This window comes from Microbacterium sp. X-17, assembly GCF_039615055.1.
The window spans coordinates 1073670-1088880 of sequence record NZ_JBDHNI010000001.1 but is presented as its reverse complement, the minus strand read 5'-3'; the positions used below and the strand labels follow the sequence as shown (position 1 = coordinate 1088880).

The following is a 15211-nucleotide window of genomic DNA, read 5'->3' as shown; positions in this document are numbered from 1 at the left end:
CATGGCCCGCGTCGTCGTCGTCGGGAGCGGGATCGCCGGGCTCGTCGCCGCGCTGCGCGCCGCCGAGCGCCATGACGTGACGATCGTGACCAAGGGCGGTGTCGAGGACGGCAGCACCCGGTACGCGCAGGGCGGGATCGCCGCCGCGGTGTTTTCCGACGACAGCGTCGCCGACCACGTGGCGGACACGCTGCGCGCCGGCGCCGGGCTCAACGTGGTGGAGGCCGTGGAGGCGCTCTGCGGCGACGGGCCGGCACGGGTGCGCGAGCTGATCGCACTGGGCGTCGCCTTCGACCGCGACGGGAAGGGCCTCGCCCGCGGGCTGGAGGCCGCGCACTCCAGCGCGCGCGTGCTGCACGCGGGCGGCGACGCGACCGGCGCCGAGATCGAGCGGGCGCTGGACGCGGCCGTGCGCGCCGCCGGCATCCGCGTCGTGACCGGGGCCTTCCTCCGCGACGTGCTCGTGACGGACGGCGCGGCCTCCGGGGTCGCGCTGCGGCTGGCGGACGGAACCGACGTCGAGCTCGACGCCGACGCGGCGATCCTCGCGACGGGCGGCTGGGGGCAGCTCTACGCGCACACGACGAACCCGGAGATCGCGACCGGCGACGGGGTCGCGGCCGCCTACCGGGCGGGCGCGCTGCTGGCCGACCTGGAGTTCACGCAGTTCCACCCGACCGCGCTGCGGCTCCCGGCGGCGGACGGCGGCTCGCGCACGTTCCTGGTGTCGGAGGCCGTGCGCGGCGAGGGCGCGGTGCTCCGCAACGCGCGCGGCGAGCGGTTCATGCTGGACGTGCACCCCGACGCGGAGCTCGCGCCGCGCGACGTGGTCGCCCGCGGGATCGCCGTGGAGATGGCGGCGCAGGACGGCCTCCCTGTCGTGCTCGACGCGACGGCGCTCGGCGCGGACTTCCTGGCGCGCCGCTTCCCGACCATCGACGCCGCGTGCCGCGCGGCCGGGATCGACTGGTCCCGCGAGCCGGTCCCCGTGACGCCCGCCGCGCACTACGCGATGGGCGGCGTCGCCACCGACGTCCACGGCCGGACGAGCCTCCCCGGGCTGTTCGCGGTCGGGGAGGTTGCCTGCACCGGGGCGCACGGCGCCAACCGGCTGGCCTCCAACTCGCTGCTGGAAGGTCTGGTGTTCGCCCATCGCGCGGCCGAGGCGATCGGTGAGGCGTGGCCGGAGCCGCCCGCGTGGGTCGCCGAGCCGAGCCGCGCCGCATCGGCTGCGACGGAGCCGACGGAGGGCGACGAGCCGTTCGACCGCGCGCGCCTGCAGTCCCTCCTCTGGACCGGCGCCGGCCTGCACCGCGACCGCGCCGGTCTCGAACGCGCCGCCCGCGCGCTGGCCGCCCTGCGCGAGCCTGCGCCCGGCGAGGACGCCAACCTACTGCAGCTCGGCCGCCTCGTCGTCGCGTCCGCCCTGTCGCGCGAGGAGTCGCGCGGCGCCCACTTCCGTTCCGACTTCCCGCTGCCGGCGGCGGGCACGCCCCGCCACACGGTGCTCGCTCCGCTGTCCGTTCCTACCGAGGTGACCGTTCCATGCTGACCCGCCAGACCATCCACGACGTCGTCCGAGCCGCTCTCGCGGAGGATGCGCCGTGGGGAGACCTGACCAGCGAGCTGCTCATTCCCGAAACGGCATATGCCACCGCGCGGCTCTCCGCGCGGGAGCCCGGCACGTTCTCGGGAGGTGCGGTGTTCGCCGCGGCGATGACGCTGACGGACCCGGCCATCGAGGTCGACCTGGCCGTCGCGGACGGCGACGCGTTCGAGGCGGGCGACACGCTCGCGACAGTGAGCGGCCCCGCTCGCTCGGTGCTGCAGGGCGAGCGTGTCGCGCTGAACTTCGTCCAGCGGATGTCGGGGATCGCGACCCTCACGGCGTCGTTCGTCGCCGAGGTGGCGCACACCTCCGCCCGCATCGTGGACACCCGCAAGACCACGCCGGGCCTGCGCGCCTTCGAGCGTCACGCCGTGCGCAGCGGCGGCGGCCACAACCACCGCTACTCGCTCTCCGACGCCGTGATGGCCAAGGACAACCACCTCGCGATCCTCACCGCGCAGTCCGGGCTGTCGGTCACGGACGCCCTCCGCCGGGTGCGCTCGGAGCTCTCGCACACCACGCACCTGGAGGTCGAGGTGGACCGCATCGACCAGATCGAGCCGGTGCTCGCGGCCGGGGTGGACACGATCATGCTCGACAACTTCACCCTGGACGAGCTGCGCGAGGGCGTCGCGATCGTCGGCGGCCGGGCGATCGTGGAGGCCAGCGGCAACGTCAGCCTCGCCACCGTGCGCGACATCGCGGAGACCGGGGTGGACGTCATCTCGTCCGGCGCGCTCACCCACAGCGTCCGCTCGCTCGACCTCGGCCTGGACGTGGTGCTGGAGAACGCATGACCTCCGCCCTCTACCTCGACGCCGCCGCGACCTCCGCGGTGCGCCGGGAAGTCCTGGAGGCGATGTGGCCGTACCTCACCGGCGACTTCGGCAACCCGTCGAGCCACCACGCGGTCGGCGAGTCGGCGGCGCGTGCGCTGGCCGCCGCGCGCGCGACGGTCGCCGAGTGGCTCGGCTGCCGGGCGTCGGAGGTCGTCTTCACCTCGGGCGGCACCGAGGCGGACAACCTCGCGATCAAGGGGATCGCGCTGGGCGCGCCGCGCGGCCGGCACCTCGTGACGACGCCGATCGAGCACGAGGCGGTGTTGGCCTCCGTCGACTACCTGGTGCGCGTGCACGGGTTCGCGGCGACGTACCTCCCGGTCGGACGGGACGGGCTGGTCTCCCGCGACGAGTTCGCCGCGGCGCTGCGGCCGGACACGACGCTCGCCAGCGTGATGCTCGCCAACAACGAGGTGGGTACGATCCAGCCGGTCGCGGAGCTGGCGGCGCTGGCCCACGCGCAGGGCGTGCCGTTCCACACCGACGCGGTGCAGGCGGCGGGCTGGCTCCCGCTCGACGTGCGCGCGCTCGGCGTCGACGCGCTCAGTGTCTCCGGGCACAAGATCGGCGCGCCCAAAGGGATCGGGGCCCTGTATGTGCGGGGCAGACTCCCGCTCGAACCGGTGCTGCACGGCGGCGGGCAGGAGCGCGGACGCCGCTCCGGCACCGAGAACGTGGCGGGCGCGGTCGCGCTGGCCACGGCCGCCCGGCTCGCGCTGCGCGACCGGGAGGCCAACGCCGCCCGCGCCACGGCGGCGCGCGACGCGTTCACGGCCGCGGTGCTGGCGCAGACCTCCGGGGCGGAGCTGACCGGCCACGCTTCGTCCCGTCTGCCGGGAACGGCCTCCTTCGTCTTCCCCGGCACCAACGGCGAGACGGTGCTGCTGGAGCTGGAGCGGCGCGGGATCGTGTCCTCCAGCGGCTCCGCGTGCGCGGCCGGCAGCGAGGAGGCGTCGCACGTGCTGCTCGCGCTCGGCTACGACGAGGACGTGGCGCGCACGGCGGTGCGGTTCTCGTGGGGGCCCGAGGTGACGGAGGACGCCCTCGTCGCCGTCGCGCCCGCTGTCGCGGAGGCCGTCCGCGAGGTGCGCGGCCTCGCCCCCTGACACGACATTCGTGCCGAATGGCGCTTCTCGTCGCCGCATTCGCGCCATTCGGCACGAATCCTGTGCGTCGGTTACGCGGAGAGTGAACGCGGGCCCGAGTTCACCTGTTCGAAACCCACGATGTCGGGGGTCGTGGATAGTGTGGACCGGTGACTGAGAAGACCTCACCTGCGGCCGCCGACGCCATCGACACCGGAGCGCTCGGTGAGTCCCGGGCGGACGCGGCCCAGCCGCGCATCGCGCCGCGCGACCAGCGTGTGATCTGGCTGCTGCTCGCGGCCACGTTCGTCGTGATCCTCAACGAGACGATCATGAGCGTCGCCATCCCCAAGCTGATGGACGACCTCCACATCGACGCGCTCGCCGCGCAGTGGCTCTCCACCGCGTTCATGCTGACGATGGCCGTGGTCATCCCGATCACCGGCTTCCTGCTGCAGCGGTTCACCACCCGGCAGGTCTTTATCGCCGCGATGGCGCTGTTCTCGCTCGGCACGCTGGTCGCCGCCCTCGCGCCGGGGTTCAGCATCCTCGTCGTCGCGCGCGTGATCCAGGCCTGCGGCACGGCGATCATGCTGCCGCTGCTGATGACCACGCTGATGACGCTGGTCCCGCCGGCGCTGCGCGGACGCACGATGGGCAACGTCTCGATCGTCATCTCGGTCGCGCCGGCGATCGGCCCGACCATCTCGGGCGTCATCCTCAACTTCCTGGCCTGGCGCTGGATCTTCCTGATCGTGCTGCCGATCGCGCTCGTCATGCTGCTGATCGGCATGAAGTTCGTCGAGAACGTCACCGAGACCCGCAAGAGCCGGGTGGACATCCTCTCGGTCATCCTGTCGGCGTTCGGCTTCGGCGGGCTCGTGTACGGGCTGACGCTGAGCGGCGAGACCGGACCGGCCGCGGCCGGCAACGGGCCGATGCTGTGGGGCTCGCTCGCGGTCGGCGTCGTGGCGCTCGCGGCGTTCATCACGCGCCAGCTCCTCCTGCAGCGCAAGGACCGCGCGCTGCTCGACCTCCGGACGTTCCGCAGCCCGATCTTCACGGCCGCGATCGTGCTCATGGCGATCACCACGGCGTCGCTGTTCGGCGTGATCATCGTCCTCCCGCTCTACCTGCAGCACGTGCTGCACCTCGACGTGCTCGGCACCGGGCTGCTCCTGCTCCCGGGCGGCCTGGTGATGGGCCTCGCGGCGCCGTTCGTCGGCCGGCTGTACGACCGGATCGGCCCGCGTCCGCTGGTGATACCGGGGGCGATCCTGGTGAGCCTGGTGATGTGGGGGCTGACGATGGTGACGGAGACCACCCCGATCTACCTCGTGCTCATCGCGCACATCACGATGAGCCTCGGCCTGGCGCTGATGTTCACGCCGCTGTTCACGGCCGGCCTCGGCGCGGTCCCCCCGCACCTGTACTCGCACGGCAGCGCCATCCTCGGCACGATCCAGCAGGTCGGCGGCGCGGCGGGCACGGCGCTGCTGGTGGCGGTGCTGTCGGCGCAGACCGCGGCCCTCGCGGCAGGTGGGGCGTCGCTGGACGCGGCCACGGCGGGAGGCATCCGCGCGGCGTTCTTCGCGGCGGCGATCATCTCGCTGTTCGGGGTCGTCGGCTCGTTCTTCATCAGCAAGCCCGCCGACGCCCCCTCCGAGGCCGCCTTCGCGCACTGACACCACCGCCGAGGGGCACGTCGTTGTCACTTTCGCGCGCGAAAAGTGACAACGACGTGCCCCTCGGCAGAGGAATGGCGGCTCTGGCACGGCCGCTGCGGCGGTGAGAGCATGGAGGCCGCGCCCCAACGACCTCGGGCGACGCGAGGAGGCAGCCGTGACCATCATCCAGACCCCCGAACCCGGGGACGCGACCGGCGACGTCGCCGAGATCTACGCGAAGGACGAGCGCGACCTCGGCTACGTGGCCGAGTACACGCGCGTGATGGCGTTCAACCCGGAGGCGTACCGCGCTTGGGAGCAGCTGGTCCGGGCGATCATCGCCCAGCTCGGCGTGCGGCGCTTCGAGCTCGTCACCCTCGCCGCCGCCGAGGGCACGCACTCCCAGCACTGCCGTCTCGCACACGGCCGCAAAACCCTCGCGGTCATGGACGCCGACGACGTGGAGGCCGTCGCCCGCGACTTCCACGACGCCGGCCTGAGCGAGGCCGAGGTCGCGATGATGGACTACGCGAAGCGGGTCAGCGAGGACTCCTCGGCGATGACGGACGCCGACGCGCTGCGCCTGCGCGAGCTCGGCTTCACCGATCGCGAGATCGTCGACATCACGCTGGCCGCCGCGGCGCGCAACTACTTCAGCCGCGCCATCCAGGCGCTGGGCGTGTCGGTGGAGGTCCCGCCCGGGATCAGCGACGGCCTCCGCGACGCACTGCTGGCGCCGCTGTGAGCGCCGAGGAGGTCCCGCCGGTCGAGCGGGAGATCGTGCAGGACGTCACGCTCGCCAACCCGCGCCCGGTCGGCCCCATCCAGACCCGCCGCATCACGATGCAGCCCGATGTCGTGGGCGGCCTCCACCTCCACAACGGCCCGGTGGTCGGCTCGATCGAGCGCGGCTCGGCCCTCTACCAGGTCGAAGGCGGGGCCGTGGTCACGTTGGAGGCCGGCGACACCTTCTACGAGGAGGAGGGCGCCCGCATCGCCCGGTTCGACGCCGGCCCCGAGGGGGTCGTGTTCCTCGCCCACTTCCCGGTCGGCACCCACGAGGAGCCGACCCTCACGATGCTGTAGGAGGCCCGCCATGGTCTATCGCGTCAAGCGCGTCTACGACCCGCCCGCCGTCGAGGACGGCCTCCGCGTGCTGGTCGACCGGCTGTGGCCGCGCGGCCTCACGAAGGAGAAGGCCAAGGTGGACCTCTGGCTCAAGGACGTCGCGCCCTCCACCGAGCTGCGCCGCTGGTTCCACCACGAGTCCCCGCTGTTCGACGAGTTCACGGCCCGCTACGACGCCGAACTCGACGCGAACCCGGCGGTGGCCCAGCTGCGCGAGCTGGGCGACACGCATCCGGTCGTCACGCTGCTGGTCGGCGCGCGCGACCCGGAACTGAATCAGGGGGTGGTGCTCGAGAGATATCTCGAACACCACCCCCGGTGACGGCAACCACAGCCGTCGACGCCGGCCACGCCCGGTTCAGACGGCCGGCGCCAGCTCCTCCTCGCGCTCCGCCTCGTCCACCAGGAACCAGGTGTACGCGGGGATGGTCAGGAAGGTCGGGAACTCCTCCGCGAGCGACACCTCGGCCAGCAGCTCGGCCGCGTCGTCGAAGCGGTCCGGCACTCCCGCGGTGCGCGATGCGGCGCTGAGCCGCATGCACTCCTCGGCCAGGATCCCGGCCACCAGCGCACGGTCGACCGGCGTCCCCTCGGCGGTGACGACCCGGTTCTCGATCCACTGCCGCAGCAGCGAGCGGGAGATCTCCGCGGTCGCGGCGTCCTCCATCAGCCCGTCGATCGCGACGGCGCCGGTGCCCCGCAGCCACGCCTCGATGTAGCGGAGGGCGACGGAGACGTTCGAGCGCACGCCCGCGTCGGTGACCGTGCCGCCGGCGGTCGTGACGTCGAGCAGATCGGCGGCCGTGACGTGGACGTCCTCGCGCAGGCGGGTGACCTGGTTCGGCCGGTCGCCGAGCACCGCGTCGAACTCGGCGAGCGCCGTCGGGATCAGGTCGGGATGGGCGACCCAGGTCCCGTCGAAGCCGTCGCCGGCCTCCCGGCGCTTGTCGTCCGCGACCTGCGCGAGGGCGCGCTCGGTCGCCTCGGCGTCGCGGCGGTTCGGGATGAAGGCGCTCATCCCGCCGATCGCGTGGGCGCCGCGCTTGTGGCACGTCGCGACCAGCAGCTCGGTGTACGCGCGCATGAACGGGACGGTCATCGTGATGCCGCTGCGGTCGCCGAACGCGAAGCGCTTTCCGCGGCCGAGGAACGTCTTGATGATCGAGAAGATGTAGTCCCAGCGGCCGGCGTTGAGGCCGGCGCAGTGGTCGCGCAGCTCGTAGAGGATCTCCTCCATCTCGAACGCGGCCGGGATGGTCTCGATCAGGACCGTCGCCCGCACCGTGCCGACCGGCATCCCGATCCGCTGCTGGGCGAAGACGAAGATGTCGTTCCACAGCCGCGCCTCCAGGTGTGACTCCAGCTTGGGCAGGTAGAAGTACGGCCCGCGGCCCGACGCGACCAGCTCCTCGGCGTTGTGCCAGAAGTACAGGCCGAAGTCGGTGAGGGAGGCGCTGGCCGGGGCGGTGCGCCCTGCCCGGTCGGTGAAGGCGAGGTGCTTCTCGACCAGGTGCCAGCCGCGCGGCCGCATCACGATGGTGGGCGTGTGCTCGTGCGGGGTGGTGACCCGGTAGTCCTTACCCTCGGGGCTGGTGAAGGCGAGCTGCCCGCGGACCGCGTCGTGCAGGGTGCGCTGGCCGCCGACGACGTTCGCCCAGGTGGGGCTGGTGGCGTCCTCCTGGTCGGCGAGCCAGACCCTGGCTCCCGAGTTGAGGGCGTTGATGGCCATCTTCGGGTCGGTGGGGCCGGTGATCTCCACGCGGCGGTCCTCCAGGCCGGGGCCGGCGCCGGCGACGCGCCAGTGCGGGTCCTCGCGGATTGCCTCGGTGGCGGAGAGGAAGCGCGGGTCGCGGCCGTTGCCTGCCTGCTCGCGACGGAGCTGGCGCTCCAGCAGGAGCTCCTGGCGGCGCGCGGCGAAGGCCTGGTGCAGGTGGTCGACGAAGGCGAGCGCCTCCGGGGTCAGGATGTCGTCGGTCCCGTCGACGCGGGGACCGGTGATCTCGATCATGGTCGTTGTCCTTTCGTCCGTGTCCGCAGCGCGGATCAGAACTGGTGCTGTTCGGTGGAGCCGACGAGGGCGAGCGTGGCGCTGTCGGGGTTGAGCGCGGTCGCGATGCGGTCGAAGTAGCCGGTGCCGACCTCCCGCTGGTGACGGGTGGCGGTGTAGCCGGAGCTCTCGGAGGCGAATTCGGCCTCCTGGAGGTCCACGTACGCGCTCATCTGCCGGTCGGCGTAGTCCTTGGCGAGCGTGAACATGGAGTAGTTGAGGGCGTGGAAGCCCGCGAGGGTGATGAACTGGAACGCGTAGCCCATCGCCGCCAGCTCGCGCTGGAACCGGGCGATCGTCTCGTCGTCCAGGTGCTTGCGCCAGTTGAACGACGGCGAGCAGTTGTAGGCCAGCTTCTTGCCGGGGAACTGAGCGTGCACGGCCTCGGCGAACCGGCGGGCGAGCTCCAGGTCGGGCTCGGCCGACTCCACCCAGAGCAGGTCGGCGTACGGCGCGTAGGCCAGGCCGCGGGCGATGACCGGCTCGATGCCGTTCTGCACGTCGTAGAAACCCTCCGCGGTCCGCGTGCCGGTGAGGAACGGCCGGTCGCGCTCGTCGTGGTCGCTAGTCAGCAGGGTGGCGGCGAGCGAGTCGGTGCGGGCGATCACGATGGTGGGGACGCCGGCGACGTCGGCCGCCAGCCGTGCGGCGTTCAGGGTGCGGATGTGCTGCCCGGTCGGGATGAGCACCTTGCCGCCCATGTGGCCGCACTTCTTCTCGCTGGCGAGCTGGTCCTCCCAGTGCACGCCCGCCGCTCCCGCCTGGATCATCCCGTGCATCAGCTCGTAGGCGTTGAGCGGGCCGCCGAAGCCGGCCTCCGCGTCGGCGACGATGGGCGCCATCCAGTCGGGCACCGGGCCGTCGGTGCCCTCGACCTGGCCCGCGCGCAGCAGCGCGTTGTTGATGCGGCGGACCACCGCGGGGACCGAGTTGGCCGGGTACAGGCTCTGGTCGGGGTAGGTCTGGCCGGACAGGTTGGCGTCGGCCGCGACCTGCCAGCCGGAGAGGTAGATGGCTTCCAGGCCCGCACGGACCTGCTGGACGGCCTGGTTGCCGGTGAGCGCGCCGAGCGCGGCGACCCACTTCGGGTCCTCCCCCGCGCCGTCGCGCTGGATGAGCTCCCAGAGCTTCTCGGCGCCGCGGCGGGCGAGGGTCTGCTCCTCGCGCACCGGGCCGCGGAGCGCCACCACGTCCTCGGCCGTGTAGTCGCGGCGGATGCCGGACCAGCGCGGGTCGGCGTCCCACTCGAGGCGGAGCTCGGCGGCGGTCTGCGTGGTGTCGCCGGGGCGGGCTGCGGGGTTCATGGTGACCTCCATCGGTCGGATCGTTTGACACGATCGTGGCCCGGCCGCAACAGGTCCGGAGAAGATCCGTCGACAGAAATTCGCGGGTTCTTCTGTTTGCTAGAACTTCGCCGGAGTGTCACCATGGCCTGCATGACCGACACCGCTGTCAGGATCGACGACGAGCCGACCGGGGCCGACGCGCTCACCCTCGGCCGGCGCGTGCGCGCGTTCCGCCTGGAGAAGGCCATGACCCTGGAGGCGCTCGCCACCGCGATCGACCGGGCGCCCTCGCAGGTGTCCGCGATCGAGAACGGCAACAGGGAGCCGCGCCTCGCCCAGCTGCGCGCCATCGCGGCCGCCCTGGGCGTGACGGTGGACGACCTCCTCGCCCCCGACGCCCCCGACGAGCGCGCCGCCCTGGAGATCGCGGTCGAGCGGGCCCAGCGCGGACCCGTGTTCGGCGCCCTCGGCATCGACCAGGTGCGGGTGTCCAAGTCCGTCCCCGACGCGACGTTGCGGGCGATCCTGGCCCTGCACCAGGAGGTCGCCCGGCTGCACAAGGAACGCGCGGCGACCCCGGAGGAGGCCCGCCGCGCCAACGCCGAGCTGCGCGCCACGATGCGCGCCCGTGACAACTACTTCGCCGACCTGGAGGCCATCGCCGCCGACCTGCTCGGCGCGGTCGGGCACACTGGCGGCCCGGTCTCGCACCAGACCGTCGCGGACATGGCCGACCGGCTCGGCTTCTCGCTGCACTACGTCGGCGACCTCCCGCACTCCACCCGGTCGGTGACCGACAAGCGCAACGGCCGCATCTACCTGCCGACCGAGCAGTCGGCCTCCCGGGACTCCCGCTCCCCCATCCTGCAGGCCTTCGCCTCCCAGCTACTCGGTCACGACGAGCCGGGAAATTACGCCGACTTTCTGCGCCAGCGCGTGGAGACCAACTACCTCACCGCCGCGCTCCTGCTGCCCGAGAGGGACGCGGTGGCGTTCCTGACCGAGGCCAAGAACTTCCGCCGCATCTCGATGGAGGACCTCCGCGACGCGTTCGCGGTGTCGTACGAGACGGCCTGCCACCGGTTCACCAACCTGGCGACCGCGCGGCTCGGCATCCCGGTGCACTTCATGAAAGTGCACGAGTCCGGGACGATCATCAAGGCTTACGAGAACGACTCGGTGGCGTTCCCGTCCGACGCGCTGGGCGCGATCGAGGGGACGCCGGTCTGCCGGAGCTGGACGGCCCGCACGGTCTTCGACGTCGCCGACCGGTTCAGCCCGTACTACCAGTACACGGACACCCCGCGCGGGACGTTCTGGTGCACCTCCCGGATCGAGAAGGCGAAGGAGGGCGACTACTCGGTGAGCGTGGGCGTTCCGTTCGCGCACGTGAAGTGGTTCCGCGGGCGCGAGACGACCCACCGCGCGGTGTCGCGCTGCCCGGACGAGTCGTGCTGCCGCCGGCCGTCGGGTGCGCTGGCCGACCGCTGGGAGAGGATGGCGTGGCCGGCGGCCCGCACGCCGACGTCGCTGCTCGCGGCGCTGCCCACGGGCACCTTCCCCGGCGTCGACTCCACGGAGGTCTACGACTTCCTGGAGCGCCACGCCCCCGCCTAACCATCAGCCGAGGGGCACGTCGTTGTCACTTTTCACCGCGAAAAGTGACAACGACGTGCCCTTCGGCGTCAGTGGAGGTCAGTCCAGGACGAGTTCGCGGAGGGCGACGCCGTAGGGGGCGAGCGCCAGCTCGCCGCCGGGCTCCCCGCTCAGCGTGCGCAGCTCGCCCGCCACCTCCGGCCGCACGGTGACCGCCGTCGCGTGCTGCGACACGAACACCGCGAAGCGCCGTCCGTCGTCGTGCACGAGCGTGTCCACGAAGACCCGCGGGTCGTCGAGCCGCACGTCACGCTCCACGTCGGCCACCGCCGCGAGCGCGTCGTACAGCCGCCACGTCTCCTCCGGGTTGCTGCGCGCCCGGGCGGACGCGAAGTACTCCAGCGGGTACGTCGACAGCACCGCGCGGCCCGCGCCGTGCTCCTTCACCACGATCGCCGGGCGGCCGTGCGCGTCCACCGCGACGACGGTCCCGGAGGTCGCCCGCACCGGCAGGAAGGTCCGGCCGTTCTCGTTCCCGGCCGCAGGGACGCTCAGCACGGCCCCTGCCGGAAGCGACCCGAAGTCCGCGACGAACCGGATCGTCGCCGCCTCGTCGGTCACCGGCTCGGCCAGCCCGTACGCGCTCTGCGCTCGGACGCCGAAGAGCGCCTCCGTGTTCGTCCACCACGGCCCGCGCTGCACACCGCTGTCGCCGTGCGAGTACGACGCGTACACGGTCGCCCCGTCCCGCGCCAGCTCCTCCAGCTGCAGCCACGAGGTCGCGCAGAGCTGCTTGACCGAGGGCAGCAGGTACAGGCCGTAGCCGATCGGGAGACCGCCGTCCTCCCGCTCGCGCACCACCGCGACCGGGATGTGCGCCTCGTGCGCCGCCAGGTACGACTGCTCGCCGGTCGCGACGATGTGTGCGCGCTCGGTCTCGTTCGTGAACGGGTAGTCCGCCTCCAGGTGCGACGGCACGACGATCGCGGCGTCCACCGGCGTGCGCTTCACGTTCGGGAGGTCGATCGCGGCGAGGTCGGCGGCGAACCGGGCGAGCTCACGCAGCGGCGGCTTGGGCGCGCCGTGCCGGTCGGTGATGCCGAAGTGCATCTCGAACGGGTGGTGCGAGTAGGGCCGCTGGTCGGCGAGGTCGTCGTAGTCGGTGTTGTTCCACGCGATCCAGCCCGTCGCCCCGGCGAGCAGCGTCGTGTAGAGCAGCTGCCGGTAGTAGGAGGCCGCGCCCTCGTCGGAGACGAAGTCGCTGGTGAGGCCGAACTCCTCCATGATCACCGGGAGGCCGACCCCGGCCAGCTCGGCGATGTATGCCGCCTTGAGGTGCTGGCGGGTCTGGTCGGTCTCCATCCGGTAGACGTGCGGGCCGACGAAGTCGGTGAACCGGGCGAGGTCGCGCACCGAGAACCCGTTGTCGTGCCCGGTGGTCTCGATGCCCCACGACCCGTCGCCGACCGCGACCGGCTGGGTGCCGCCGCCCGCGCGGACGGCGTCGACCAGCATGGAGGCCCAGGCGTCCACGATCGGCCGCGGCGCCTCCCCGCCGTAGATCGGCACCTCGTTGGTCAGCAGCCAGCCGGCCACGGCCGGGTGCGCGGCGAACCGCGCGGTCAGCTCCCGCACGTACCAGGCCTGCCGCCCGACGAACCAGACGTCGCGGTAGAGGTCGCGCCCCTCCCGCCACACAGGATCCCAGTTCTCGCCGGACATGTGCCCGACCAGGAAGGTCGGCACGGTCGTCATCCCGGTCTCCGTGTGGGCGTCCAGGAAGTCGGCGAAGTTCGCCAAGCACTGCTCGTCCAGCGTGTCCGGGGTCGGGTGGAAGTCGGGCCAGTAGAAGAACGACCGGGTCATGTTCAGGCCGTGGTCGGCCAGCACACGCAGCTCCTGACGGATGACTGCGGGGTCGTAGCGCTTCCACATGAGCGGTCCGCCGGTGCGCGACCAGAAGTTCGCTCCGAGCCAGACCACAGGCGTTCCGTCGACGGTGAGAAGGGGGGACGGGCGGTCCATGATTCCTTTCGAGGTGGTGCGCAGGCTACTTGACGGCGCCGGCAGTGAGGCCGGCGACGAAGCTCCGCTGCAGGATGAGGAACGCGACCACGATCGGGATCGACACGACGAGCGAGGCCGCCATGATCTGGTTCCAGTACACGTTGGTCTGCGTCGAGTACAGCTGGAGGCCGACCGCGAGCGTCCGGTTCTCGTCCGTCGTCATCACGGAGGCGAACAGCACTTCGCCCCAGCTCGTCATGAACGAGTAGATCGCGACCGCAATGAGGCCGGGCTTGGCAGCGGGCAGCACGACGTGCCAGAGCGCGCCCATCGGCCCGGAGCCGTCGACCATCGCCGCCTCGTCCAGGTCGCGCGGGATGCCGTCGAAGTAGCCGGCGAGCATCCAGATCGCGAACGGCAGGGCGAACGTCAGGTAGGTGATCACCAGGCCCCAGCGCGTGCCGACGAGCTGGATGCCGACCGCTTGGTTGATGTTCACGAAGATGAGGAACAGCGGCAGCAGGAACAGCACGCCGGGGAACATCTGCGTGGACAGCACCGTCGTGGTGAACACGCCGCGGCCCTTGAACCGGTAGCGCGACACCGCGTAGGCGGCGAACACGGCGATGATCAGGCTCAGGATGGTCGCCGCGCTCGCCACGATGACGCTGTTGATGAAGTACGACGCCAGCGGCACCGTCGACCACATGTCGATGAACGGCTGGAAGGTGATGTTCGTCGGCCACCAGGTGAAGGCGCCCTGCACATCCGACAGCGGCTTCACGGACGAGGTGATCATCACGTAGAGCGGCACCGCCGTGAACAGCGTCAGGAAGACGACGACGACCCAGCGGAAGACTTTGGACGAGACGGTCTCACGCATTGCGGTTCCTCCGGTTGAGCACGATCAGGTAGATGCCGGACACGATGAGCAGGAAGATCAGCAGCAGCACGCTCATCGCGGCGCCCGACCCGAAGTTCCAGGTCAGGAACGAGGCGTTGTAGATGTGGAACGAGATCAGGTCGCCCGCCGCGGGTTGGGCGTTGCCGAACAGCACATACGGCGTGTTGAAGTCGTTGAACGTCCACAGGAACATCACCAGCAGCAGCACGGCGTTGACAGGCCGCAGCATCGGGAGGGTGATCGACCTCCACTGCCGGAACGGCTTCGCGCCGTCGACGGCCGAGGCCTCGTAGACCTCGTCCGGGATGGACTGGAGGCCGGCCATCAGCATCAGGAACGCGAACGGCCAGAGCCGCCAGATCGCGACGATGACGATCGACCAGAACGCGTTGTCGCCGATCAGCCAGAACGGCTTCTGACCGGGGAGGCCGAGGTTGTCGAACAGGAAGTGGTTGACCGCCCCGGTGTCCTTCTGGAGCATGAACTTCCATGTGATGATGCCGGCGTAGAGCGGCAGCGCGTACGGCACGAGGAACAGGGTGCGGAAGAACCCGCGCCCGCGGAACCGGCCCTGCAGCGCGACGGCCGCCGCCATCCCGAGCGCCCAGGAGAGCCCGACCACGAGGATGGTGAAGCTGCAGGTGATGAGGAACGAGGTCAGCAGGCCGGCGCCGATGGACGTGTTGAAGTCCAGCGCGACCTGGTAGTTCTTGAGGCCGACGAACGGCGCCTCGCTCCAGTTGGCGATGAAGAACTTGGTGAGCTGCAGGAAGCTGATCCAGATCCCGGTGAGCATCGGGATGACGTGGATGAGCAGCTCGAAGAGGATGGCCGGCGCCAGCAGCACCAGCGGAAGCCACCAGCCCTTGGGGCGCTTGCGGCGGGTCTTCGCCGGGGCCGGCGCCTCGGCGGGGCTGGTCCGGACGGATGTCGTCGTCGACATGGAACTCCTTCGGTGGGTGCGGCGGCCGGGCGGGAGGAGGCTCCCGCCCGGCCCGGGGGGGGGGGGGCGAGACCCCCAACGGCAGCCTAAACAGGGACAG

13 protein-coding genes are annotated in these 15211 nt (G+C 71.6%); 8 read left to right on the top strand and 5 right to left on the bottom strand.

Features of this window, described 5'->3' with window-relative positions:
- The first annotated feature begins 1 nt into the window (after nt 1).
- From nadB to ABCS02_RS05320, 7 genes are all read left to right on the top strand, one after another.
- Nucleotides 2–1552 (top strand): L-aspartate oxidase, encoded by a 1551-nt coding sequence (gene nadB, locus ABCS02_RS05350; RefSeq protein WP_345834559.1) that lies wholly within the window; start codon nt 2–4, stop codon nt 1550–1552.
- Nucleotides 1546–2406 carry a carboxylating nicotinate-nucleotide diphosphorylase gene (gene nadC, locus ABCS02_RS05345; protein ID WP_345834558.1) on the top strand — a complete coding sequence of 287 codons (861 nt, stop codon included), beginning with the start codon at nt 1546–1548 and terminating at the stop codon, nt 2404–2406. Before nadB ends, nadC begins: the two co-directional genes overlap by 7 nt.
- Entirely contained in the window at nt 2403–3554 is a 1152-nt protein-coding gene (locus tag ABCS02_RS05340) for a cysteine desulfurase family protein (RefSeq protein WP_345834557.1), read from the top strand. Before nadC ends, ABCS02_RS05340 begins: the two co-directional genes overlap by 4 nt.
- A 149-nt stretch (nt 3555–3703) precedes the next feature.
- On the top strand, nt 3704–5218 hold the full coding sequence (locus ABCS02_RS05335) for an MDR family MFS transporter (protein ID WP_345834556.1): 1515 nt from the start codon (nt 3704–3706) through the stop codon (nt 5216–5218).
- Between the two features lie 157 nt (nt 5219–5375).
- The gene (locus ABCS02_RS05330; RefSeq protein ID WP_345834555.1) at nt 5376–5945 is read left to right on the top strand and encodes a peroxidase-related enzyme; all 570 of its coding nucleotides are present in this window, start codon (nt 5376–5378) and stop codon (nt 5943–5945) included.
- The gene (locus tag ABCS02_RS05325; RefSeq protein WP_345834554.1) at nt 5942–6286 is read left to right on the top strand and encodes a hypothetical protein; all 345 of its coding nucleotides are present in this window, start codon (nt 5942–5944) and stop codon (nt 6284–6286) included. Before ABCS02_RS05330 ends, ABCS02_RS05325 begins: the two co-directional genes overlap by 4 nt.
- Nucleotides 6287–6296: 10 nt before the next feature.
- Nucleotides 6297–6650, top strand: coding sequence for a DUF488 family protein (locus tag ABCS02_RS05320; RefSeq protein ID WP_345834553.1), 354 nt, complete (start codon nt 6297–6299; stop codon nt 6648–6650).
- Between the two features lie 36 nt (nt 6651–6686).
- Here ABCS02_RS05320 and aceB read toward each other — a convergent pair whose 3' ends face one another.
- Entirely contained in the window at nt 6687–8336 is a 1650-nt protein-coding gene (gene aceB / locus ABCS02_RS05315) for a malate synthase A (protein ID WP_345834552.1), read from the bottom strand.
- Nucleotides 8337–8371: 35 nt separating this feature from the next.
- Nucleotides 8372–9691: an isocitrate lyase gene (aceA, locus tag ABCS02_RS05310; RefSeq protein WP_345834551.1), complete on the bottom strand. Its 1320-nt coding sequence runs from the start codon at nt 9689–9691 to the stop codon at nt 8372–8374.
- Between the two features lie 120 nt (nt 9692–9811).
- On the opposite strand from aceA, the gene ABCS02_RS05305 reads away from it, so the two are divergent.
- Nucleotides 9812–11278 (top strand): helix-turn-helix domain-containing protein, encoded by a 1467-nt coding sequence (locus tag ABCS02_RS05305; protein WP_345834550.1) that lies wholly within the window; start codon nt 9812–9814, stop codon nt 11276–11278.
- Between the two features lie 78 nt (nt 11279–11356).
- On the opposite strand, the gene ABCS02_RS05300 is transcribed toward ABCS02_RS05305, so the two are convergent.
- The 3 genes from ABCS02_RS05300 to ABCS02_RS05290 are packed head-to-tail and all read right to left on the bottom strand — an operon-like array spanning nt 11357 to nt 15111.
- Nucleotides 11357–13282 carry a cellulase family glycosylhydrolase gene (locus ABCS02_RS05300; protein ID WP_345834549.1) on the bottom strand — a complete coding sequence of 642 codons (1926 nt, stop codon included), beginning with the start codon at nt 13280–13282 and terminating at the stop codon, nt 11357–11359.
- A gap of 25 nt (nt 13283–13307) precedes the next feature.
- On the bottom strand, nt 13308–14147 hold the full coding sequence (locus tag ABCS02_RS05295; RefSeq protein ID WP_345834548.1) for a carbohydrate ABC transporter permease: 840 nt from the start codon (nt 14145–14147) through the stop codon (nt 13308–13310).
- Nucleotides 14140–15111, bottom strand: a complete 972-nt coding sequence (locus ABCS02_RS05290) for a sugar ABC transporter permease (RefSeq protein WP_345834547.1) — start codon at nt 15109–15111, stop codon at nt 14140–14142. Before ABCS02_RS05290 ends, ABCS02_RS05295 begins: the two co-directional genes overlap by 8 nt.
- Nucleotides 15112–15211 lie beyond the last annotated feature (100 nt).